We start from the raw sequence: 23,170 nt of genomic DNA, 5'->3' as shown, positions 1-23,170 counted from the left end.
TAGAATGTATTAGAAATTAAAAGGTCTTGACGTTTCGTATGTGTTGATCTCCTTGCTGAGGCTGAGCAGGTAGTCGATGTCGTCGTACCCGTTCAGCAGGCATGTTTTTTTATACGGGTTGATGTCGAATTTTTCCTGTTCGCCGGTGGCGCCGATGCGGATGAACTGCTCTTCCAGGTTCACTTCCAGCTGCGCGGCGGGATCTTTTTCCACGGCGCGGAAGATCTGCTGCAGGAATGCCTCGCTTACCTGCACGGGCAGGATAAAGTTGTTGAGCGCGTTGTTTTTGAAGATGTCCGCAAAAAAGCTGCTCACTACAACCTTGAATCCGTAATCGGCCAGCGACCAGGCGGCGTGCTCGCGGGAAGAGCCGCAGCCGAAGTTTTTACCGGCCACCAGGATGCGGCCTTTGTAAAGCGGGTTGTTCAGCACAAAGTCTTTCCGGGGAGCGTTCTGCTCGTCATAACGCCAGTCGCGGAACAGGTTCTCACCGAAACCTTCGCGCGTGGTGGCTTTCAGGAAACGTGCGGGGATGATCTGGTCTGTGTCTATGTTCTCTATCGGCAGCGGTACTACTGTAGACGACAGGTTCGCAAATTTTTTTTCCATTTTCTTTAATTATATCAGTTCTCTAACGTCGGTCACATTACCGGTGATGGCCGCGGCGGCCGCGGTGAGCGGGCTGGCCAGGAAGGTGCGGGCGTTGGGGCCCTGCCTGCCTTCGAAGTTACGGTTGCTGGTGGCGATGCAATATTTGCCCGCGGGGATCTTGTCCTCGTTCATGCCCAGGCAGGCCGAACAGCCCGGCTGGCGCAGCTGGAAACCCGCCGCTTCAAACACTTTGTCGATCCCTTCGGCAATGGCCTGCGCCTCTACCTGTTTCGAACCCGGCACGATCCAAACCGTCACGTCGTCCGCTTTCTTTTTCCCTTTTACGAACTCGGCCACCATCCGCAGGTCTTCGATGCGGGAATTGGTGCAGCTGCCGATGAACACGTAATCCACCTTTTTGCCCAGCAGGCGGCTGCCCGGCTGAAGGTCCATGTACTGGAGGGATTTGGAGAAAGACGGCCGCTCGGTGGCCTCGATGTCTGCCAGTTCGGGGATGCTGCACGTTACGCCCATGCCCATGCCGGGATTGGTGCCGTAGGTGATCTGCGGCTCGATGTCCGCCGCGTCGAACTCCAATACCTTGTCGAACTGTGCGTCCGCATCGGTATGCAGCGTTTGCCAGTAAGCCAGGGCTTTGTCCCAGTCTTCGCCTTTGGGGGCGAACTCGCGGCCTTTGATATAGTCGAAGGTGACCTGGTCCGGCGCGATCAGCCCGCCCCTGGCCCCCATTTCGATGCTCATGTTGCAAACGGTCATACGCGCTTCCATGCTCAGGTTGCGGATGGCCTCCCCTGCATATTCCACGAAATAACCGGTGGCGCCGGAAGCGGAGATCTGCGAAATGATATATAAAATGATGTCTTTAGACACCACTCCTTTCTTTAATTGCCCCTTCACCTCGATCTTCATCCTTTTGGGCTTGTATTGCAGGATGCACTGGGTAGCCAGCACCTGCTCCACTTCAGAGGTGCCAATGCCGAATGCCACTGCCCCGAAAGCGCCGTGGGTGGAAGTGTGACTGTCGCCGCACACGATGGTCATGCCCGGCAGGGTAATGCCCAGCTCCGGCCCGATCACATGCACGATGCCCTGGTAAGGATGGCCGAGGCCATACATTTCGACGCCGAACTCGGTGGTGTTTTTGGTGAGCATTTCCACCTGTTTGCGGCTCAGGGCTTCTTTAATGGGAAGGTGCTGGTCGATGGTGGGCACGTTATGGTCTGGCGTGGCGCGGGTTTTCCCGGGCCTGAACACAGGAATGTTCCGTTTGCGGAGCCCGTCAAAAGCCTGCGGGCTGGTCACTTCATGAATAAAATGGGTGTTGATATACACCGCGTCCGGGAAACCCGGTTTGGCGGCTACGATATGGCTGTCCCAGATTTTATCAAATAATGTTTTCCCCATAATTTCTCCTTAAATTTGCTTTCCTACCTGTTTATACCTTCAAATCTAATTGACACAATTAAACCACAGATCGTTAAATTTGTCATTATTACGATTCGCAAAGGCGCTGTAAGACCATTAACCTATTAAGGATCAATAATTTACAATTCCGTAACAACGATGTCCAACACGCAGAACGATGCTTTATTCATATTAATAAAAACGCTCACAAAAGCCGAAAAAAGGAACTTCCAGCTGGCATTTAACCGCGACAATACAAAGGAAGACGTGCTTTTCATCCAGTTGTTCAACGCGCTCGACAAAATGAAGGAATACGACGAGGAGCAGGTGCTGAAGCGCGTGCCCGACATCAAAAAACAACAGTTAAGCAATGTAAAGGCCCACCTGTACAAACATTTGCTGACCACCTTACGGCTGTTATATAAAACCAAGGACCCGCTGATCGACCTGCGCGAACAGCTGGACTATGCCCGTGTGCTGTACAATAAAGGCCTGTACAACCAAAGCCTGAAGATCCTGGCGAAAGCGAAAGTGAGCGCGCGGGAGCAGGAGGAAGTGATGCTGTATTTCGAGACCGTGGAATTCGAAAAACTGATCGAAGGCCGGCACATTACCCGCAGCCTGGACAACCGGGCCGAAGAGCTGAGCGACGAAAGCCGCATCATCAACGAGCAGCTGAACAACGTGAGCAAACTGAGCACCCTGTCTTTACGCATGTATGGCATGTACCTCAAGCTGGGCCATGCGCGCGACGAAAAGGATTCCATCATGCTGAAAAGCTTTTTCGAGGCCAATCTTCCGGCGGTGCAGCAGGGCAGCCTGAGCTTTTACGAGCGTATTTATTTATACCAGGCTTATTGCTGGTATTATTACATTTTACAGGATTTCGTGATGTATTACCGGTATACCCAGAAGTGGGTAGACCTGTTCACCGAATACCCCAGTCTCCGCGATACGGACGTAGACCTCTACATCAAAGCGATGCACAATCTGCTTACGGCGCACTTCCATACGATGAACCACGAGAAGTTCAGCGAAGTGCTGGCGGTGATGGAGCAGTTCATCATTGAAAAAGAGGAAAGCATGAACGAAAACACGCGCACGTCCGCCTTTGTGTACCTGTACACTGGCAAGATCAACCGGCACTTCCTGGACGGCAGTTTTTCCGAGGGGCTGAAATTGGTGGGCGAGGTGGAATGCAAGATATCGGAGCACCAGCTGACCGTAGACCAGCACCGCGTACTGGTATTCTATTACAAGATCGCCTGCCTGTATTTCGGCAGCGGAGACAACAACAACGCGATCGTTTATCTCAACAAGATCATTCATCTTCGCATCGGCAACCTGCGGGCAGACATCCAGTGTTTCGCGCGCATCCTGCATCTGATCGCGCATTACGAGCTGGAGAATTACAGCCTGGTGGAATATCTCATCAAATCGGTTTATCACTTCATCGCCAAAAATAAAGACCTTAGCCAGGTGATGGAAGAGATATTGAAATTCCTCCGAAAAAACATGTACGCCAATCCCAAAGCGCTGCGTACGGCGTTCAAAGACCTGAAAGAGCGGCTGGAAGTGATCGCGAAAAACCCTTACGAGCGCAGGAGTTATTTGTATCTCGACATTGTGAGCTGGCTGGAAAGCAAGATCGACGGCATCCCGGTGCAGGATGTGATCAGGAAAAAATTCATCAACAAAGTGCCGCGGATTTAGTTAATGCGCATTAACAAAAAAGCAACGCAGACATAACATAAGAAAGTCGCAGAACGCCGGGAAATAAATATTTCCGGCGTTTTTTCGTATTGGAAAAGGAAGTTCCAAAACCTTGTTATTCAGGGCAATTTTCGCCACACATTTTGCCTGTGTTAATACGTGCCAGACTTTAAACACATTCTGCATTTTTATCATACCAAATACCTGCGTTTAGGTGTGAATAGCGTGAATTGTACGCCCCTTCTGCACTCCGGAAATGTTCACATTCTTTATCCACATATGGGGGAAACTAATCACTTTGATGGGATAGTTTGATCAATATATTTGCAACAGTTCTTGACGTCGTTGTACTGGCTTCAATCGTTTCTAAAACGTGTGAATTAATAGGGAATCGTGTGGAACTCACGAGCAGACGCGCTACTGTGATCCCCTATATGCCGGATGCTGCATATGCCACTGTTCCGACCAACATCGGGATGGGAAGGCCCACCCGGCAAGGGAAAGCCAGGAGACCTGCCAGTTCAACGTATTTGTCAAAACCTTCGCGAAATAAGGTTATGGCGAGCCCGACCCCAGGATGTAACAATTCCTCTCCCGGATAATGCTCCGCCGTCTCCCTTACGTACCGGAAAAAAACACAACCACTTAACTATAGGGTAGTTAACCGTATAAAAAATTCTTATGAGTAACGAGAATGAAATCTTATTGAAAGACAACAAGGACCGGTTCGTGCTGCTGCCGATCAATTATCCTGCCATCTGGGAACAATACAAACGCCATGAAGCCAGCTTCTGGACGGCCGAAGAGATCGACCTGAGCGGCGACCTCGCGGACTGGGCCAAGCTGAACGACGGCGAACGCCACTTCATTTCCCATGTGCTGGCATTTTTCGCGGCTTCCGACGGTATTGTGAACGAGAACCTGGCGGTGAACTTCATGAGCGAAGTACAGATCCCCGAAGCGCGTTGTTTTTACGGCTTCCAGATCATGATGGAGAATATTCACTCTGAAACATATGCCCTGCTGATCGATACGTATGTGAAAGACCCGGTGGAGAAAGACCGTCTTTTCCACGCCATCGATACCGTGCCGGCGGTGAAAAAGAAAGCCGAATGGGCCCTCCGCTGGATCGAAGGCGGCACTTTCGCGCAGCGCCTCGTAGCGTTCGCGGCGGTGGAAGGCATTTTCTTCAGCGGCAGCTTCTGCTCCATTTTCTGGCTGAAGAAACGCGGCCTCATGCCAGGCCTCACCTTCTCCAACGAGCTGATCAGCCGCGACGAAGGCCTGCATTGCGAGTTCGCCTGCCTGCTGTACAGCATGCTCAACGGCAAACTGAGCGAAAAAGAAGTGCATGAGATCATCGGCGACGCCGTGTCCATCGAAAAAGAATTTATCACCGACGCATTGCCCGCCGCATTGATCGGCATGAATGCCGACCTGATGAAACAATACATCGAGTTCGTGGCGGACCGCTGGCTGCAGGCCCTCGGCTGCAGCAAAATGTTCAACAGCGCCAACCCCTTCGATTTCATGGAAATGATCTCCCTGCAGGGCAAGACCAACTTCTTTGAAAAACGCGTGGGCGACTACCAGAAATCCGGTGTAATGGGCAATAAAGAAACACAGACATTCAGCCTGGACGAAGACTTCTAAGACGAAAACATTTCACTCAACATATATTTATTCACCCAGTTAAATTCATCACACTATGTTCGTTATAAAAAGAGACGGAAGAAAGGAATCTGTCAAATTCGACAAGATTACGGCAAGGGTAGAGAAACTGTGTTACGGATTGGCGCCGGAATATGTAGATTCAATAGACGTAGCGAAGAAAGTGATCCAGGGCTTGTACGACGGCGTTACCACTACCGAGCTGGACAACCTGGCTGCGGAAACCGCCGCTTCCCTGACAACCAAACACCCGGACTATGCGCAGCTCGCTTCCCGCATCGCGGTGAGCAACCTGCATAAAAATACCGTGAAGTCGTTTTCCAAAACGATGAAAAAACTGTACGAATACATCGATCCCAAAACCGGCAAACCCGCCGGCCTGCTGAGCGACGAAGTTTGGGACGTGATCCGTCAGAACGCGGACATCCTCGATTCCACCATTATTTACGACCGCGACTTCGCATTCGATTATTTCGGCTTTAAAACGCTGGAACGCTCGTACCTGCTGAAAATCGACGGCAAGATCGCCGAGCGCCCGCAGCATATGTTCATGCGCGTGGCCGTTGGCATCCACAAAGACGATATCGATTCCGCGATCAAAACATACAACCTCATGAGCGAGCGCTGGTTCACCCACGCCACGCCCACCCTCTTCAACGCCGGTACGCCCAAACCACAGATGAGCAGCTGCTTTTTGCTGACCATGCAGGGCGACAGCATCGACGGCATCTACGACACGCTGAAACAGACCGCCAAGATCTCGCAGAGCGCGGGCGGCATCGGTCTCAGCATCCACAACATCCGCGCCACCGGTTCTTACATCAGCGGCACCAACGGTACGTCTAACGGCATCATCCCGATGCTGCGCGTATTCAACGACACCGCGCGTTATGTAGACCAGGGCGGCGGCAAACGCAAAGGCGCTTTCGCCATTTACCTCGAGCCCTGGCACGCGGACGTGTTCGAGTTCCTGGACCTGCGCAAGAACCATGGTAAAGAAGAAATGCGCGCCCGCGACCTCTTCTACGCCCTCTGGATGCCCGACCTGTTCATGAAACGCGTGGAAAGCAACGGCGACTGGAGCCTGTTCTGCCCTCACGAAGCGCCCGGCCTGGCCGATTGCTGGGGTGAAGAATTCGAAAAACTGTACGAACAATACGAATCCGAAAACCGCCAGCGCAAAACCGTAAAAGCGCAGGACCTTTGGTTCGCCATCCTCGACGCACAGATCGAAACCGGTACGCCGTACCTGCTGTATAAAGATTCCGCCAACCGCAAATCCAACCAGCAGAACCTCGGCACCATCAAAAGTTCCAACCTCTGCACCGAGATCATCGAATATACTTCCCCCGAAGAGGTAGCGGTATGCAACCTCGCTTCGCTCGCGCTGCCCCGCTTCGTGATCGACGGCCAGTTCGACCACCAGAAACTTTTCGACGTAACTTACCAGGCTACCCTTAACCTGAACAAGATCATCGACGAAAATTACTACCCGGTCGAAGAAGCACGCCGCTCCAACCTGCGCCACCGCCCCATCGGCCTCGGCGTTCAGGGCCTCGCGGACGCGTTTTTCCTGCTCCGTTATCCTTTCGAAAGCGAACAGGCGCAGAAACTGAACAAAGAGATCTTCGAAACCATCTATTTCGCTTCGCTTACCGCCTCCAAAGACCTGGCGAAAAAAGACGGCGCATACGACAGCTACGAAGGCTCACCCGCCAGCAAAGGCATTCTGCAGTACGATATGTGGAACGTAACGCCTTCCGCCCGCTGGGACTGGACCGGTCTGAAAGCCGAGATCAAAACCCATGGCATCCGCAACTCGCTGCTGCTGGCGCCGATGCCCACCGCGTCTACCTCGCAGATCCTCGGCAACAACGAATGTTTCGAACCGTACACATCCAACATCTACACCCGCCGCGTATTAAGCGGTGAATTTGTAGTGGTGAACAAACACCTGCTGAAAGACCTCGTGGAGCTCGGCCTGTGGGACAACGACATGAAGAACAAGATCATCTCGCACAACGGTTCCGTGCAGCAGATCGAAGAGATCCCCGGCAATATCAAGGAATTGTACAAAACCGTTTGGGAGATCAAACAGCGTACGATCATCGATATGGCGGCAGACCGCGGCGCGTTCATCTGCCAGAGCCAGAGCCTGAACCTGTTCGTAGACACGCCTTCAGCATCCAAACTCACGTCTATGCACTTCTACGCCTGGAAAAAAGGCCTGAAGACCGGCATGTATTACCTGCGCACGCAAGCGGCGGCGCAAGCCGTTCAGTTCACCGTGGAAAAACAAGGCGGCCAGAACATGGTGCCTGTGATAGCCCCGGCGGAAAACTCCGAAGAGCTCGGCGTTCCCGTGGGCGCGGTTTGCACCATGGAAGAAGGTTGCGTGACCTGCAGCGCCTGATTATTTAAGACTGATTATAGATTAAAAAAGGCCCGGGAGATTTTCCGGGTCTTTTTTATTGACGATGGTTCCTGAAGCCGATTTCCGTACGTGGTTCCTGCGGCGGGCTCATCAATTGTCTCAGGCAATCGAATATCATTTGGATATCCTCACCCTGCGAGCTTACCTTTCCTTCCAGTTTTTCAAGCTGTAGTAATATGTCCTTGTGAATCAGCAATGCCTCACGCATGTGCGTAAAAATCCTCAAAATCTGAATATTAACCGCAATGGCCCGTTCGCTGTTTAAAACACTGGCGAGCATCACTGCCCCGTGCTCAGAAAAAGCATATGGCATAGTACGTGAAAATTTCACCATTTGCAGGTGGTCGCAAATTGCGACCACCTCCGATTTTTCGGCTTCAGTCAACTGAAACATAAAGTCGTCCGGAAAACGTTGAGGATTACGCTTCACTTGTTCATTAAGCCGTTTTGTCGTAACCCCGTACAACTCAGCTAAATCCCTATCAATCATCACCCTTTTTCCTCTGATCAATAAAATTTTACTCTTGATTATCTCATCCGACATACCAATAGTTTCTTGCATGTTTTTGCTTATTTTAGGTTAACAATTACATACAAGACACATTTCCTGCAAAAAGGGGTAAATCCTAATCCAAAAACTCCAGGTCAAAATAATACGCATTCGCATCCCGCCTGTCCACATACAGTGATATTTCCCGCTGCGCATATAGCAGGAAGGCCAGCGCCGTTCTTTCCCGGTAAATAACGGGGCTGAAATATCGCTTTTCAGTACCGTCCGCCAGCTTGCGCCGGTACAGGATGTAACTGCCCTCTCCCGTGACCGTATTGGCCCTTCCTCTCCCCGCCAGCCCGTCCAGCATTTCCGCCCGGCTGGGCATGTCGAATGGCAATTCCACCGTGATCTCGAAGGGTTTCACCTCACAATCGTCCAGCCCGAACACGATGCGCTCGCCCGTTTTTTTGAGATGCCGTTTGACCTCAGGCTGAGGCAGCACCTGCCGGCGCGCGAAAAGTTTTCCGAATAACTTGTTCAACATGCAACGAATATAAAAAAAAGCGGGCCCTGCGGCAACCCGAAACTTCTTAAATTTGCAGTCCGATATGGACATCAGCATCAACAAATACATCGCCGAAACCGGTTTTTGCAGCCGCAGGGAAGCGGATAAATACATTGAACAGGGCCGTGTGACCATCAATGACAATATCGCCTCCAAAGGCAACCGCGTTACGGAAGGCGATGTAGTGGAGATCGACGGGGAGCCGCTGAAAAAAAAGAAAGCGCCGGTATATCTCGCGCTCAATAAACCCAAAGGCATCACCTGCACCACCGACCTCAAAGACAAAACCAATATCATCGACTACGTAGGGTACAAATCCCGCATCTTCCCGATCGGCCGGCTGGACAAACTGTCCGAAGGGCTCATCTTTCTCACCAACGACGGCGATATCGTCAATAAGATCCTGCGCGCGGGCAACCAGCACGAAAAAGAATATATCGTGACGGTAGACAAACCCATCACCGCCGAGTTCGTCAAAACCATGCGCAACGGCGTGCGCATCCTGGGCGTATACACCAAAAAATGTTTCGTGCAGCAGGAAGGCCCCACCCGCTTCAGGATCATCCTGACGCAGGGCCTCAACCGCCAGATACGCCGCATGTGCGAGGCATTGGGTTACCGGGTCACTTCGCTGAAACGCACCCGCATCATGGGCATCACGCTGAAAGACATTCCGCCGGGAAAATGGCGGTACTTCACCAAAGACGAGATCGAACTGATCAGCGAAATGGTAGCGCGCAGCAGCAAAACCGCCGACAGGTCAGACCTCGGCGGCATGGACGAATAACGCTACCAAAGCGGTTCCATCTGCACTTCCACCTCTTCCTGCCCGTCTTCCAGCGAACGCGTGCGCGATCTTTCCGCATGGCGCTGCGCCCGCACGATCACTTCCATTTCAAAATCCACTTTCGTTGCATTAAAGGTATGTTTACGCACGCCTTCGTGGTCGAAATCGCCGCGGATGTCCGTAAAACTGTTGATCACGGTGCCCACCGGTTTGTCTTCCACGTTTCCGAGATATTTCCCCACAATGCCCGCCACCTGCGTGATGATGTCCAGCGCAACGCCTACCGGGCTTGTGCTGGACGCCAGGTTGGTCACCGTGCCCATCAGCGTCTGGTATTCCTGGTCGTTTTTCAGGTCCGCCATAATCTTGCCCGTTTCGCGCAGCGCCTTTTTGCTTTTGATCACGGAACAAAGCGTGTGCACCTGCTTGGGCGGCTTGTGGTCCGTTTCGTTCTGCTGCCAGTAAAAAATAGTTTTGTTGATGGGAAGATGTTCGTTGTCGCCGATCCTCGGGAAGCCCTGCAGGTCGATGCCGCCCACCAGCTGGTTGTTGATGTCGCTTACTACGATGGTGAGGCAATACAATTTGGCAAAGCCGGGAAATACCAGGAAAGGCTCCGTGTTATTGTCTTTCACAAAAGGTGGCAGCAGCCGCAATTCAACGCCGGTAAGCTGGTCGGAAGTAGGAATGTCGCGTGCAATGTTTTTCAGCGCATCGGCGAATTTGCCGCCTTTCGGAAGGTCGGCCGGGGCGGAGAATACCACGCTGGTTTCGGGGTTCAGAAATTCGATAGCCATATGTTATGTTTTTATCAGGGTTTACGCTTCGTTGTTATGGGAAAATCTAATGTTGCTGCGGAAATCGCATCGGGGCTTTGATTTGGGGTGAAGCCGGATGCGGCTGTTGTTCGGGGATTAATACGATTAAATTAGAGATTAATTGCGAGAATACCAAAAACCGCTGGTTACCAGCTGTTTCGGTTATCTCGCGCGGCTCAGCTCCCATTGCAGCTGCTCTTCTTCCAGCACGCCTTCGATAAATTTGCGGTAGGCTTTGGCCGGATTGAGGATCACCGTGGCGGGAATGCTTCCCTCCCACCGCGGGTCGATAATGCGGGCGTAAACGTTGGCGTTGGGCTCTTCCATCCAGTACACTTCCCCGCTCAGCTTCCGCTGGCGTACGAACTTGCGGATATCGCCGGGGTAGGCTTCGTCGAGGTCGAGGCTGACGTACACGAAACGCACGGAAGGGTTCAGCCGCGCCTGTTTTTCAAAAGCCGGCAGCTCTTTGATGCAGGGCACGCACCAGGTGGCCCAGAGGTTCACCACCGTTACCGAATCGCTTGATTTCATGAGGGTTTCCAGCTGCGCGGGATTGATCTTACGCACCTGCTGCGCGCTGGCGGAAATGGTGCATAACAAAAGGACCAACAGGGTTTTCATAAGTCTTCTTCTTTAATGTTCCAATCCGCGAGCAGCGCTGCGCGCTGGGTTTCAGGGAGGGAAGGGTGTTCGTAATGGCCCGCGTTCTTTTTCTGCCGCATGGCCTCGTAAATGCTGACGGCGCAAGCTACGGAAATATTCAGCGAGCGGATAATGCCCATCATGGGAATGATAAAATTGCCGTCGGCCAGCGCGCGCAGCTCCTCGCTTACGCCCGTTTGCTCGTTGCCGAACACAAGCGCCACCGACCCCCTGAAATCGATATCGTACAGGCTCACCGAACCGGTGGCCAGGTGTGTGGTCAGTATCCGGTCATACTTTTTTCGCAATTCCGCCACCAGTTCATTTACATCGGAATATTGATGCACGCTCAACCATTGCGCGGCGCTGGACGAACTTTTAGCGCCCCATTTTTTCTGCCGGGGCACTTTGGTGGTGAGCACATATACGTCCTGGATGCCCACGGCATCGCAGGTACGCAGCACGGCAGACACATTGTGCGGGTCTTCCACATTTTCAAGCACCACCGTCAGGTTGGCCTGGCGGTTATGTAATACGCGTAATATCCTTTCTCTGCGCTCCGGCGTCATGCTGTTAAATTTATATGTAAAATTAACAGAAATTCGTTTCAGTAAGACGATTTACTATCTTTAGCCGTTCTTAAACAAAACGGATCCTATGAAGATAAAAAAGGTGCTGAAAGGCATAGGGATCGGGCTGCTGGTACTGATAGCCCTGCTGATCGCGATCCCTTATTTTTTTAAAGGCCAGATCATGGCCAAAATTAAAACGGAGCTCAACAAAAGCCTGAACGCAAAAGTGGAATTTAAAGACGTGGATATCAGTCTTTTCCGCCGGTTCCCGCGGCTGGCAGTGGCTTTGGAAGAACTGGCCGTCACCGGTGTGGACCATTTCGACGGCGACACGCTGCTGGCCGTAAAACGGCTCGATATCGCCATGAACCTCATGAGCGTGATCAAAGGCGACCGCATCGACGTGCATAACGTTGTGCTGCAACAGCCACGCATATACGCCGTTGTAGACGAAGAAGGCCGCGCCAACTGGGACATTACCAAACCGGACACCGATACCGCCGCAGCAGCGCCCGCAGATAGCGCGTCCGGCGAATTTTCGCTCAGCCTCCAGCAATACAGCATCGAAAACGGCACCGTCAAATACGACGACCTCGAAGGCCACATGCATCTCAGCATCAACGGCCTGAACCATAAAGGGAAAGGAGATTTCACGCAGGACGAGTTCGTGCTGCAAACCTCCACCACCACCGAAGCGCTCAGCTTCGCGTACGGTTTTATCCCTTACCTGCTCGATTCGCGCGTGGAAATTCTCAGCGATATAAAAATCGACAATAAAACCAGCACCTATTCCTTCAAAACGGACAATATTTCCGTGAACAACCTGAAATTGACCACCGAAGGTTTCGTGCAGCTGCTCAACGACAGCTCCTACAAAATGGATGTGCAGTTCAAATCGCCGTCCACCGATTTTAAAGACATTCTTTCCCTCATCCCCAGCGTATACTCGAAAGACTTCGCCAGCATCAAAACCAGCGGCAACGCGAGTTTCTCCGGCTTCGTGAAAGGCGTTTACGCGGGCGAGCAAATGCCCGCGTACGGGTTGCACCTGGGCGTGAAGAACGGCTTCTTCCAATACCCTGACCTTCCCAAACCGGTGAAGAACATACAACTGGCGGTAAACGTAAGCAATGCGGACGGCGTGCCCGACCATACCATCGTAGACGTACAGCAGGCGCATCTTGAAATGGACGACAGCCCCGTAGACATGCGCCTCATGATCAAAACGCCCGTATCCGACCTCTACATCGATGCCGCGGCAAAAGGCAAGGTCGATCTCGGCAAAGTGGGCCAGTTCGTAAAATTCGAAAAAGGCACGCAGCTGGCCGGTTTGCTGAATGCGGACCTGCAGGCGCGCGGTTACATGAGCGCCATCGAAAAGCAGCAGTACGAATCGTTCAATGCGGCGGGCAATCTTTCGGTGAACAACCTGCTCTACAAAAGCAACGATTATCCCGACGGCATAAAAGTGTCTTCGCTGCAAATGCAGTTCAACCCGAAAAACGTGACCGTTTCCGATTTCAACGGCCAGTACCTCGGCACCAACTTTTCCGCCAACGGCGAAGTGAACAACCTGCTGGCCTACGTGCTGCGCAACGAAGCGCTCAATGGCAGGCTGGCGCTGAAAGCCGACCAGCTGGACCTCAACAAATGGATGGCCACGGAAAGCACAGAAAGCACTACTCCTTCCAAACCCGTTGATACTGCGGCCGCCGTGCCCTTTGCCGTACCGAACAATCTCGATTTCAACATCCTCGCGCAGGTAGACAAAGTACATTACGACAAAGTGGACCTCAACAATCTTTCCGGCGCGCTGCTGATCAAAGATGAAACGGTGACGATGAAAGACATCAAAGCCAACACGCTGCAGGGCAGCATGGAAATCGACGGCACCTATTCCACCAAAAACGATAAAAATCACCCGGATATCAGCCTGTCTTACGACGTAAAAGAGCTGGACGTACAACAGACCTTCAATGCCTTCAACACCGTACAGAAACTGATGCCCATCGCGCAGTTCCTGAGCGGCAAGCTCAGTTCGCAGCTTACCGTAAAAGGCAAGCTGGGCAAAGATATGAGCCCGCAGCTGAACACGCTTTCCGGAGACGGCAACCTGCTGCTGATACAGGGTTTCCTGAAAAAATTCGCGCCGCTGGACCAGCTGGCCACACAGCTGAACGTCAGCTCGCTGCAGGACATTTCCGTACGCGACATCAAAAACTATTTTGCGTTCCAGAACGGGCGGATGACGGTCAATCCTTTCCGCGTGAGACTGCCGAATATGAACATGCTGGTAGGCGGCAGCCATGGTTTTGACCAAAGCATGGACTACACCATGCAACTGGCGCTGCCGCGCGCGCTGATCGGGCAAAAAGGCACCGCACTGGTGAACAATCTGGTGAGCCAGGCCAACAGCAAAGGCATTCCCGTACAGTTGGGAGATACGGTGTATCTCAACGTGCTGCTGGGCGGCAACATCATGAAACCTTCCGTAAAAACAGACCTGAAAGAGGCGGCGGGCAAAGCGGCGGATAACCTGAAAGACCAGGCCACCGCGATGATCAAAAATAAAGTGGACACGGTGAAACAGGCCGTCAAAGATTCACTTTCGCAGGTGAAGAACCAGGCCGTGAACGCGGTGAAAGACGAGCTGAAAAACAAACTGCTGGGCGGCAAGGACAGTACCGGCCAGGGTGGCCTTAAAGACGCAGGCAAAGCGGCGGAAAAAACGCTGAACAACACCCTCAAGGGATTGCTGAACAAACGCAAAAACACCGCAGCGGATTCAACAAAACGATAAGTTCGCTTGTAATATAAAGCGTGGTACCACACAGTACCACGCTTTTTTTATGGACAGCATTATACACAGCCCCTTTTGTAATGCCAGTTTGTTAGCCGGACTGCTTTTCCTTTTTATGGGATTCATGATCCGGAAATACCCGCCGCGCAGCATGAAAACCTGGTACGGTTACCGCACCTTTTCTTCCACCATCAACGAAGACACCTGGCACGAAGCCAACCAGTACTCTGCATATATTTCGCGCTGCATGGCTTACATCCTGGTTCCGTTCGGACTGCTGATGGCGTTTATTTTCGATACGCAAACAGACGTGTTCCTGTACCTCACCGTCACGCCGGTAATTATCTGCGCGTTGCTGCTTACCGGTCTTACCGAATGGCACCTGCTGCAGGAGTTCGACGAAGACGGGCACAAACGCGCCAAACCGGGCAAAAAAACTACTCCTTTCTCCTGATCACCAGCACGGCGGGCACTGGGCGCTGACCGGTTTTATCGGAAGGTTTGATGGTGTTAAGATGGTTCACGTACAACGCGGAAGACCCGCCGCCGTCGAGGTTCAGCGCTTCCACGCAGCGGAGGTCGGTAAAGATCTTCGCCAGCTGTTCGAGGGTGGCGCCTTCGGCTACGCCTTTGTTCCTCCCTTCCACTACCAGCAGCACCACTTTACCGTCTGCCCGGTAACCTACGGCAGACCTCGGGTGAAAATCCTTCACCCCGCCCATGCGTTCTTCGTTCATCGTTACATGGATCTGCCCGTCCTGCACCAGTACCGGGCCGCCACCCACGGCTTCTTTCACTTTCCAGCGGCGCGCACCGCGCGGGTATTTTTTGGTGGGCTGATAATATACGGTGTCTGTACCGTTGATGTCTGGCGTGACGGGCGCGGCGTAAGCGTACGGCGTATTTTTTTCACCGACGTTGTACACCCAGGCCACATCGGGGCGGTTCCTGCGGCTGAGGCCAAAAGCGCCGCGGGTGGTGTACATCGTGCGGTTGGCGCCGGCGATGGATTTCGGGTTCACGTCTATCACTTCCCCGTTGTGCATCACCAGGTTCAGGCTGCGGTTGGTTGTGAAGGAGAAAAAAGTGGTGTTGATCACCGCGAGCACGGAAGGGCCTTCCAGGCTGTCGTACTGCGCGGGCGTGAGGCGTTTGCCGTTGCCGGTGCGCACTACGGTTTCGATCTGCCGGTCAGACGGGTCGAATTCGAGGTAAAAAGCGCGGAAGGGTTTGCCGTCCAGCGAATCTTTGGTTTCAAAAACCTTCATGCCTGAAGGCAGGCCTTCGTTATGCATGGCGGAGGGTTGCCAGCGGAGTTGGGAATAGGCCGCGGCGGGAAGCATGGCTAATACGATCAATAAGCGTTTCATGGTCAGAAAAATAGGCAATCGGGGGGAGAGTTTAATTGATTATTGCGGAAAGAAATAAAAAGTTAACGAAAGCGGGGAACGAAAAACTGAAAGCGGCATGGAACCGATGGCTGGCGGAAGTCTTTCAGGTGGGTTATGCGCGGAAGCTGACTTGCAGCATAAAAAAGCCCGGAACGATGACTCCGGGCTATATTCAGTAAGTTCTTGCGGCTTATTTCCTGCCGCTGAAGATGTGTTTTTCGGCGTGGTAAGACGATCTCACCAGCGGCCCTGCTTCCACATAATCGAGGCCCATGCCGTAACCGATCTCGCGCAGTTCCGCGAACTCGTCCGGGTGTACAAAACGGACAACGGGGAGATGTTTGGGAGTAGGCTGCAGGTACTGGCCGAGCGTTACAACGTCGCAGCCATTGTCGTAGAGGTCCTGCATAGCCTGTACCACTTCTTCCTTGGTTTCGCCGAGGCCCAGCATGATGCCGCTTTTGGTGCGCATGCCGCCTTCTTTTAACCGGCGGATCACTTCCAGACTGCGGTGGTATTTCGCCTGGATGCGCACCTGTTTGGTCATGCGCTCCACGGTCTCCACGTTGTGGCTTACCACTTCCGGCGCGGCTTCGATCACCCTTTCCAGGTTTTCCCAGATACCCCTGAAATCGGGGATAAGGGTTTCCATGGTGGTTTCAGGGTTGAGAGCGCGCACGGCCTTGATGGTATTGGCCCAGATGATGGAGCCGCCGTCTTTCAGTTCATCCCTGTCTACAGACGTAATTACCGCATGTTTTACTTTCATGAGGTAAATGGCTTCCGCTACGCGCTGGGGCTCGTCCCAGTCTACGGCTTCGGGCCGGCCGGTGGCTACGGCGCAAAAGCCGCAGCTGCGGGTGCATATATTTCCAAGGATCATGAAAGTGGCCGTTCCGGCTCCCCAGCATTCGCCCATATTGGGACAATTGCCGCTTTCACAGATGGTATGAAGTTTATGGGTGTCTACCAGGTTCCTTACCTGCCTGTAATTCTCTCCGATCGGCAATTTCACTCTGAGCCAGTCGGGCTTTTTCACTCTCTGCGCAACCGGTTCTCCGGCCGCGATTACGGGTAATTCTTGCATCGCAAATCCTTTCTTTAAGGTACAAAGTTACTTATTCCAGCGTTTTCCCAGCTGTATTCCTACGTAAGCATTGAAAAAGAACGACTTACCTTCCTGATCGACCATAATTTGCACCTTTTTGGTATAATATTCGGCGTTGATGCCCACTTCGAGCGCGGAAACAACGTCGTTAAAACGCGCCCAGTCGAACCGGAAGCCCGTTCTTGCATGGAGGCCCGGCGTAATGCTCATTTCGCTCCAGCCACGGCCGAAGCCGCCGGCGCCGTAGATAAGGTCGCGGTTCAGGAAATCGTCGCGGATATCGTCTGAGTATTTCACGATCTTACGGGTATTGGGATCGCCGGAATCGTTGGTCAGCTCCAGGTAATAGGGCTTGATAAGCCCGGCGGACAGGCCGCCATAATACAGGAAGTTCACTTCCACGCCGTTTTTGTTGCCTTTGCCGCCGATCAGCCGTTTCTGGCCGATGCCGAGCTTGGCCGCGTAAAAGTTGTTCATTTTACCGTACACAAAAGGCGTGCTGCTGATATAGAAACCGCCGCCAGCGGGGATCATCCTGGAGGAACGGTCCTGCTTGGCGTCTCTTTTCTCTGAAAATTCAAACTGAAAAAAATTGACCCTGCTGGCCGTTTTGCGAAAACCCATTTCGAGAAAGCCGGTCCAGCCGTCGGTGTTGAGGCGTGCGCCACCGGAAAATTCCCTGTTGAAAAGGTTATCACCTTCCTCTATTTCCCTGAACAGCGAGATTTTCCGCAGTCTTTTCTGTTCCCGTTCTTCTTTCTTGGAAGGCTTGTCGGAATTCTGGGCATAGAGCGTCATAGAAGCCATCAAGAGCAGTAAGAGTACATTGATTTTTTTCACCGTGTTGCGCAATTATATTTATTAAACGCCTGATTATGATTTATGTTTTATTCCTATACAAACATACAGAAATAAGTTGGTAGTTGGCTGCCTTCCCCGCCCGCGGCCGGGCGGGCCCGATTTATTAAAAATACGCTTATTTTACATCTAAAATCAATCATCATGGAAACTGCATCGATCATTTATAACGGCGAGCTCAGAACAACGGCCACGCACGTCCGGTCAGGGACGGTCATCAATACGGACGCACCGGTAGACAACAACGGCAAAGGCGAGCGGTTTTCACCCAGCGACCTGGTGGCAACCGCCCTCGGCTCCTGCATGCTCACCATCATGGGCATCAAAGCCCGCGACAAAGGCTGGAATATCGAAAACACGAAAGTAAGCGTCGAAAAGATCATGGGCACCGAACCCCGCCGTATAACAGGCATCAATATCCGCTTCGATTTTCCCGCCGGCCACGGCCTGCAGGACAAAGACCGCAAGATCCTGGAAAACGCGGCATACACCTGCCCCGTAGCGGAAAGTATTCATCCCGATATCCAACAAAACATCACCTTCAATTGGTAACCAAAAATCAGCATGTTTTAAATTTAAAAAAAAGAAACTGGGCGGTGGATGGCAGTGGCTATGGGCACAGCTTTTTTTAAATTTAAAACATGCTGATTTTCCCCGGGGAAAAACCCAGGATGATCAGGCACAGGAATAATAATTGCCGCTTTTTGTTTCCCCACTGTGTTTGAAGGGTGTTTGTTTTCCAAAAAACCCGGCCACATGCCAACGTTCTTTTTTTTGTTACACCAAAGGAAGACTGATCTCAAATTTTCTAAAAAAGCTGTGCCCATTGCCCTGAAACTCACAGCCCAGTTCTTTTTTAGAAAATTTGAGATCAGTCTTCCGCCCCCCCGCTTAGGAGGTTTCTGCCCACTTTACATTCCAGGCATCTTTTCCGGTCGCAGTAATATTGTTTGAGCTGCAAAAGGCTTTGCGAATCTTTTGCGGTGTTGGCCGGTATCTTTTCATCCGCCCAGCCGCGGATGATGTGGTTGTTTTCCGCGGGAAGGGCTGCCAGCAGGTCTGATGCGCGTTGCTGGTATCCGGGCAGGCGCATGTGTTTGCCGTAGAGGTAGAGCAGCGGGGCTACGGTGTTGATCATCAGGTGATGCAGGATATGTTTGCCGGGGCCGGCGGTGCGTACGGAGGGAATGTCGAACCGGTAATGGAATTGCCAGTACGGATCAGGCTCCGCGTGTAAAAGTTTTTCGAGGGCATGCTGGCTTTCGGTATCCAGCAGGCGGGAAAAAAAATGCGGCGTGGCATGCAGTACGGCCGCGAAATGCGCGATACGCAGGCTGGGGAACGATGCGGGACGCATCCGCAGCCATTGCCAGCGATAGGGCGGCATGGGCTGAAGGTTGTATTTATGTTGCAGGAAGCGGTATTCGGTCTGGAGCGTTTTGGGGTAGTCGTCCTGAAAAGCGGTTTCCAGCATACCGGCCTGGCCGAACAGCAGGGCTTCCAGGCGGTGTCGGTAGAGGCGGGTGCGGGCCAGCAGCATAAAGGGAATGGATTGCACCAGTTCCATAAAAGCCGCGGTATTCACCGGCATGCCGTAGCTCTGTGCCATGGCGCGGGTGCACACTTCTTCCCAGTTGAAGCGGGTTTGTTCGAGCCAGTTGCGGTAAAGCTCCGTTTTCCTGGCAAACCTTTCCTCGATCAGCCGGGGTTTCCAGCTTTCCCAGATTTCTTCCGGCACACGGTGCAGCAGTGGGGCGCAGGGCACGAAAGCAGCCTGCTCCATCAGGTGATGGTAACGGCGCAGCAGCATTTTCGGGATGCGGTGTTGCAGCTCCAGAACGGGGATCGGCGGCGGGCCGGGCATTTCGGGCGGCGTTCGCCGCGAAGTTTTGCGGGACGGGCCTTTCCCCGGTGCGGGCCGCGCGGGGAGGTCGTGCTCGAACACCACATGGAGGATCACATTGTGATATTTCGGGTTGTGCTGATGGCCGTGGCGGCGCCAGTCGGACGTGCGGTAATGCAATTCCACGTTCCCGGCCCATTCCAAACCGGCGATGCGCAGGCGGGCGGCGGTGAAATCGGGGCCGCCGTCGCGGTTGAGCTGGCCGGGACTTAGGATAACGACGGGCTCGCCGGTAACGGTGGCGAGATTGAACGGGTCGAAAAGCCCGGACAGCCAGATATACTGGAGCAGGGCCTCAGAGCAGAGGGGGTTAACAGACAACATAAAAAAGTATTACTTTCGGTTAATAAATTACTATAAATTTTAGTAAAAATCGAAATTCGCGGATGTATTTGGAAAATTGCCGTTTCTGACCTTACCTTTGCGCACAGTTCTTAAACATCACTTATCCAGAAAGGCAGAGGGTACTGGCCCTGCGAAGCCTTAGCAACCATCCCGGAGCATTCCGGGAAAAGGTGCTAATTCCGGCCCCGGAAAGGGGAAAGATAAGTTGGCAGCGGTTTACATTTTGCACATCTAAGATATTTGCGAAGGCCCTTCCAGCTCCGGAAGGGCTTTTTTTATTTCCTTCCATCTGACATAAGCTGAGATTTTTGAATCACATTTGTTACAGTGAACCGCAGCGGCGTGCCGTTTCGTAAAAACAAGGACCACCAGAAGACCGGCTTTTGTGCGGGCGTGAAAATGAAGTAAAAAATAATTGTGATGACACCGACCAAAGGGAGGTGCCATCCGGCAATTGAAGTCAAACTATTAACGGATGACACCGAGCGAAGCGAGATGCCATCCGGCAATTGAAATCAAATTATTAACGGATGAAACCATCTACACAACTGATCCACAGCATCCCGGTGGACGAGCTCACCGGGGCGATCTCCGTGCCTATCTACCAAACGTCCACGTTTGTACAGGAAAGCCCGGGCATCAACAAAGGGTTTGAATTTTCGCGGGCCAACAACCCCACGCGGAAAGTGCTGGAAGACCTGATCTGCAACCTGGAGGACGGGTATGCCGGTTTCGCCTTCGCCAGCGGCATGAGCGCCATCGACGCCGTGCTCAAACTGCTCAAAACCGGCGATGAGATCATGGCGGTGGAAGATACATACGGCGGCATCTTTTCCATTTTCAACAGCATGTTCGAAAGGTTCGGCATCAAAGTGAACTTCGTGGACATGAGCGATACCGACAAAGTGCTGGAAAAGATCACTCCCAAAACAAAGATCATCTGGCTGGAATCGCCCACCAATCCAACGTTGAAAATATCCGACATCAAATCTATCAGCAAGATCGCAAAACAGCACAATATCCTGCTGGTGGTAGACAATACCTTCAGCACTCCCCTGTTGCAAAAACCGATCCCGCTCGGGGCAGACGTTGTGATCCACAGCGCCTCCAAATACCTGGCGGGCCATACGGACGTGATCGCCGGCCTCGTGGTGGTAAATTCAAAAACTCTGGCGGACCAGCTGAAGTTCAACCAGAACATTTCCGGCAGCATCCTCAGTCCCTTCGAAGCCTGGCTCACCATCCGCGGCATCGAAACGCTGAGCCTGCGGCTCGAAAAACAATGCGCCAACGCGCTCGCCATCGCTTCCTGGCTGGCGGAACATCCCGCGGTAGACAAAGTGTTCTACCCCGGCCTCGCCACCCATAAAAATCATCACATCGCCCGCAAACAACAAAAAGGATATGGCGGCATGGTGAGTTTTTCGCTGAAGGAAGACCAGATCAAAAATGCCATCCGCATCGTGAACACCACCAAATTGTTCAAACTCGCGGAAAGTTTCGGCGGCGTAAAAAGCATGCTGAACCATCCTGTTACGATGACGCACCGGAATATCCCCGAAGAGTTCCGCAAAAAAGCCGGCCTGCAGGAATCCTGCATCCGCCTTTCCGTTGGCATCGAAGATTCGGAAGACCTGATCAACGACCTGAAACAAGCATTGGATAAATTAAATCAGCCCATCGGCAAACAAATTACCGTACTGCAATAACTATGGAAAAGAAGAACATCAACCTCGGCATATTCGGCTTTGGCTGCGTAGGCCAGGGACTTTACGAAGTACTGAACCGAACCAAAGGTATCAACGCAAGGATCAAAAAAATCTGCATCAAAGACCCGAATAAGCCCCGTCCGATAGACATGAGCTATTTCACGACGGACCCGAACGATATTCTCAACGATCCTACCATCGACGTAGTAGTGGAACTGATCAACGACACCGACGCCGCTTTCCATATCGTGAGCACCGCGCTCAGGAACGGCAAAGCCGTGGTTAGCGCCAGCAAACGCATGATCGCCGAAAACCTGCCCGCACTGTACCAGCTGCAGGTGGAGAACAAAGTGCCTTTCCTGTACGAAGCGTCCAGCTGCGCCAGCATTCCCATCATCCGCAACCTCGAGGAATACTACGACAACGACCTGCTCAACGCCGTGGAAGGCATTTGCAACGGCAGCACCAACTACATCCTCACCAAAATATTCGAAGAGAACCTGAGCTTCGATACCGCGCTGAAACAGGCGCAGGAGCTTGGTTTCGCAGAAACCGACCCCACGCTCGACGTGGAAGGCTACGACCCGAAATTCAAGATCGTGATCCTGCTGCTGCACGCTTTCGGCACATTCGTGAAACCGGAAGAAGTGTTCAACTTCGGCATCAATCACCTCAACGATTTCGATATCCAGTTCGCCCGCCAGCGCAACTGCACCATCAAACTGATCGGCAACTGCCGCCGCCAGAACGGCTCCGTGAACGCATACGTGCTGCCGCATCTCATCCGCGAGCACAACCTGCTGTACGACGTATACAATGAATACAACGGCGTGCTGCTCGAAAGCGCGTTCACCGACAAACAATTCTTCGTAGGCAAGGGCGCCGGCGGCACCGCCACCGGAAGCGCCGTACTGAGCGACATTTCAGCGCTGCTGTACAATTACCGCTACGAATACAAAAAGATCAAACAATCCAACCAGCCGTCTTTCACCAACGACGTACAACTGAAAGTGTACGTGCGCTACAAAACGCCCGACCAGGTAGACCTCACCGAGTTCTACAACATCGTGGAGAAATACGAATCGCCCGATTGCCGTTACGTGGTAGGGACCATCAACCTCGAAAAGCTGAAAGATGCGGAATGGTTGAAGAATAAAGAAGTGAACCTGCTCGTACTGGAGCATGAAGATTAAAAATAAAAAGGTGGTCAGATAATGTAGTGCCCCCAAAAAGTTGGACACTTTTAGGGGGCATTTTTTATGGATAGACGAACAAAGTTCAGTTTTGAGGAGAAGTTGGTGGTAGTACGCCGTGTACTGAAAGGGATGGAATCAGCTAAGGC

The 23,170-nt window shown here is 52.6% G+C and carries 21 protein-coding genes and 2 riboswitches; of the genes, 9 read left to right on the top strand and 12 right to left on the bottom strand.

Features of this window, described 5'->3' with window-relative positions; translation table 11 throughout:
- Positions 1 to 9: 9 nt before the first annotated feature.
- Both leuD and leuC read right to left on the bottom strand, forming a co-directional pair.
- Positions 10 to 609: a 3-isopropylmalate dehydratase small subunit gene (gene leuD, locus J7I43_RS24175; RefSeq protein ID WP_209148575.1), complete on the bottom strand. Its 600-nt coding sequence runs from the start codon at positions 607 to 609 to the stop codon at positions 10 to 12.
- A gap of 9 nt (positions 610 to 618) precedes the next feature.
- On the bottom strand, positions 619 to 2,016 hold the full coding sequence (leuC, locus tag J7I43_RS24170; RefSeq protein ID WP_209148574.1) for a 3-isopropylmalate dehydratase large subunit: 1,398 nt from the start codon (positions 2,014 to 2,016) through the stop codon (positions 619 to 621).
- Between the two features lie 159 nt (positions 2,017 to 2,175).
- Here leuC and J7I43_RS24165 point away from each other — a divergent pair, with 159 nt between their 5' ends.
- The 3 genes from J7I43_RS24165 (at position 2,176) to J7I43_RS24155 (ending at position 7,813) form a co-directional block, all read left to right on the top strand.
- Positions 2,176 to 3,729: a hypothetical protein gene (locus tag J7I43_RS24165; RefSeq protein ID WP_209148573.1), complete on the top strand. Its 1,554-nt coding sequence runs from the start codon at positions 2,176 to 2,178 to the stop codon at positions 3,727 to 3,729.
- A 334-nt stretch (positions 3,730 to 4,063) separates the two neighbouring features.
- Positions 4,064 to 4,264: riboswitch (cobalamin riboswitch) on the top strand.
- A gap of 146 nt (positions 4,265 to 4,410) precedes the next feature.
- The gene (locus J7I43_RS24160; RefSeq protein ID WP_209148572.1) at positions 4,411 to 5,382 is read left to right on the top strand and encodes a ribonucleoside-diphosphate reductase small subunit; all 972 of its coding nucleotides are present in this window, start codon (positions 4,411 to 4,413) and stop codon (positions 5,380 to 5,382) included.
- A gap of 55 nt (positions 5,383 to 5,437) precedes the next feature.
- Positions 5,438 to 7,813, top strand: coding sequence for a ribonucleoside-diphosphate reductase subunit alpha (locus tag J7I43_RS24155; RefSeq protein WP_209148571.1), 2,376 nt, complete (start codon positions 5,438 to 5,440; stop codon positions 7,811 to 7,813).
- Positions 7,814 to 7,868: 55 nt separating this feature from the next.
- Here the strand turns inward: J7I43_RS24155 and J7I43_RS24150 are convergent, their stop codons facing one another.
- The gene (locus J7I43_RS24150; protein ID WP_209148570.1) at positions 7,869 to 8,396 is read right to left on the bottom strand and encodes an ORF6N domain-containing protein; all 528 of its coding nucleotides are present in this window, start codon (positions 8,394 to 8,396) and stop codon (positions 7,869 to 7,871) included.
- Between the two features lie 64 nt (positions 8,397 to 8,460).
- Positions 8,461 to 8,871, bottom strand: coding sequence for a hypothetical protein (locus J7I43_RS24145; protein ID WP_209148569.1), 411 nt, complete (start codon positions 8,869 to 8,871; stop codon positions 8,461 to 8,463).
- Between the two features lie 64 nt (positions 8,872 to 8,935).
- Here J7I43_RS24145 and rluF point away from each other — a divergent pair, with 64 nt between their 5' ends.
- A complete protein-coding gene (rluF, locus tag J7I43_RS24140) occupies positions 8,936 to 9,679 on the top strand; it encodes a 23S rRNA pseudouridine(2604) synthase RluF (protein WP_236023471.1) in 744 nt (247 codons plus the stop codon).
- Positions 9,680 to 9,681: 2 nt separating this feature from the next.
- Here rluF and J7I43_RS24135 read toward each other — a convergent pair whose 3' ends face one another.
- From J7I43_RS24135 to J7I43_RS24125, 3 genes are all read right to left on the bottom strand, one after another.
- The gene (locus J7I43_RS24135; RefSeq protein WP_209148568.1) at positions 9,682 to 10,476 is read right to left on the bottom strand and encodes a hypothetical protein; all 795 of its coding nucleotides are present in this window, start codon (positions 10,474 to 10,476) and stop codon (positions 9,682 to 9,684) included.
- A gap of 183 nt (positions 10,477 to 10,659) precedes the next feature.
- A complete protein-coding gene (locus tag J7I43_RS24130) occupies positions 10,660 to 11,121 on the bottom strand; it encodes a TlpA family protein disulfide reductase (RefSeq protein ID WP_209148567.1) in 462 nt (153 codons plus the stop codon).
- The gene (locus J7I43_RS24125) at positions 11,118 to 11,711 is read right to left on the bottom strand and encodes a TrmH family RNA methyltransferase (protein WP_209148566.1); all 594 of its coding nucleotides are present in this window, start codon (positions 11,709 to 11,711) and stop codon (positions 11,118 to 11,120) included. Before J7I43_RS24125 ends, J7I43_RS24130 begins: the two co-directional genes overlap by 4 nt.
- Positions 11,712 to 11,799: 88 nt before the next feature.
- Here J7I43_RS24125 and J7I43_RS24120 point away from each other — a divergent pair, with 88 nt between their 5' ends.
- Together J7I43_RS24120 and J7I43_RS24115 are read left to right on the top strand one after the other, a co-directional pair.
- Positions 11,800 to 14,514, top strand: coding sequence for an AsmA-like C-terminal region-containing protein (locus tag J7I43_RS24120; RefSeq protein WP_209148565.1), 2,715 nt, complete (start codon positions 11,800 to 11,802; stop codon positions 14,512 to 14,514).
- 115 nt (positions 14,515 to 14,629) lie between these two features.
- Positions 14,630 to 14,968, top strand: coding sequence for an SdpI family protein (locus tag J7I43_RS24115; protein ID WP_209148564.1), 339 nt, complete (start codon positions 14,630 to 14,632; stop codon positions 14,966 to 14,968).
- Here J7I43_RS24115 and J7I43_RS24110 read toward each other — a convergent pair.
- From J7I43_RS24110 to J7I43_RS24100, 3 genes are all read right to left on the bottom strand, one after another.
- Positions 14,952 to 15,884 (bottom strand): phosphodiester glycosidase family protein, encoded by a 933-nt coding sequence (locus J7I43_RS24110; protein WP_209148563.1) that lies wholly within the window; start codon positions 15,882 to 15,884, stop codon positions 14,952 to 14,954. The two genes, J7I43_RS24115 and J7I43_RS24110, sit on opposite strands and share 17 nt — an antisense overlap.
- Before the next feature lie 211 nt (positions 15,885 to 16,095).
- Positions 16,096 to 16,992 (bottom strand): lipoyl synthase, encoded by an 897-nt coding sequence (gene lipA, locus J7I43_RS24105; protein WP_209148562.1) that lies wholly within the window; start codon positions 16,990 to 16,992, stop codon positions 16,096 to 16,098.
- A 27-nt stretch (positions 16,993 to 17,019) separates the two neighbouring features.
- A complete protein-coding gene (locus tag J7I43_RS24100) occupies positions 17,020 to 17,820 on the bottom strand; it encodes a hypothetical protein (RefSeq protein ID WP_209148561.1) in 801 nt (266 codons plus the stop codon).
- Between the two features lie 195 nt (positions 17,821 to 18,015).
- Here J7I43_RS24100 and J7I43_RS24095 point away from each other — a divergent pair, with 195 nt between their 5' ends.
- Positions 18,016 to 18,423: an OsmC family protein gene (locus J7I43_RS24095; protein ID WP_209148560.1), complete on the top strand. Its 408-nt coding sequence runs from the start codon at positions 18,016 to 18,018 to the stop codon at positions 18,421 to 18,423.
- Between the two features lie 23 nt (positions 18,424 to 18,446).
- Here J7I43_RS24095 and J7I43_RS24090 read toward each other — a convergent pair whose 3' ends face one another.
- Positions 18,447 to 18,713 carry a hypothetical protein gene (locus J7I43_RS24090; protein ID WP_209148559.1) on the bottom strand — a complete coding sequence of 89 codons (267 nt, stop codon included), beginning with the start codon at positions 18,711 to 18,713 and terminating at the stop codon, positions 18,447 to 18,449.
- 29 nt (positions 18,714 to 18,742) lie between these two features.
- A complete protein-coding gene (locus tag J7I43_RS24085) occupies positions 18,743 to 20,098 on the bottom strand; it encodes a DUF2851 family protein (protein ID WP_209148558.1) in 1,356 nt (451 codons plus the stop codon).
- A gap of 118 nt (positions 20,099 to 20,216) precedes the next feature.
- Positions 20,217 to 20,326, top strand: a riboswitch (SAM riboswitch).
- Between the two features lie 323 nt (positions 20,327 to 20,649).
- Here J7I43_RS24085 and J7I43_RS24080 point away from each other — a divergent pair.
- Together J7I43_RS24080 and J7I43_RS24075 are read left to right on the top strand one after the other, a co-directional pair.
- Positions 20,650 to 21,828, top strand: a complete 1,179-nt coding sequence (locus tag J7I43_RS24080) for a trans-sulfuration enzyme family protein (RefSeq protein ID WP_209148557.1) — start codon at positions 20,650 to 20,652, stop codon at positions 21,826 to 21,828.
- A gap of 2 nt (positions 21,829 to 21,830) precedes the next feature.
- Positions 21,831 to 23,021, top strand: a complete 1,191-nt coding sequence (locus J7I43_RS24075) for a homoserine dehydrogenase (RefSeq protein WP_209148556.1) — start codon at positions 21,831 to 21,833, stop codon at positions 23,019 to 23,021.
- The last annotated feature ends 149 nt before the right edge of the window (positions 23,022 to 23,170 follow it).

Origin of the sequence: Chitinophaga chungangae (genome assembly GCF_017742215.1) — a bacterium.
In the GTDB taxonomy this organism is placed as follows: domain Bacteria; phylum Bacteroidota; class Bacteroidia; order Chitinophagales; family Chitinophagaceae; genus Chitinophaga; species Chitinophaga chungangae.
The sequence above is the reverse complement of the archived record's forward strand: the minus strand, read 5'-3'. Positions and strand labels throughout refer to the sequence as shown.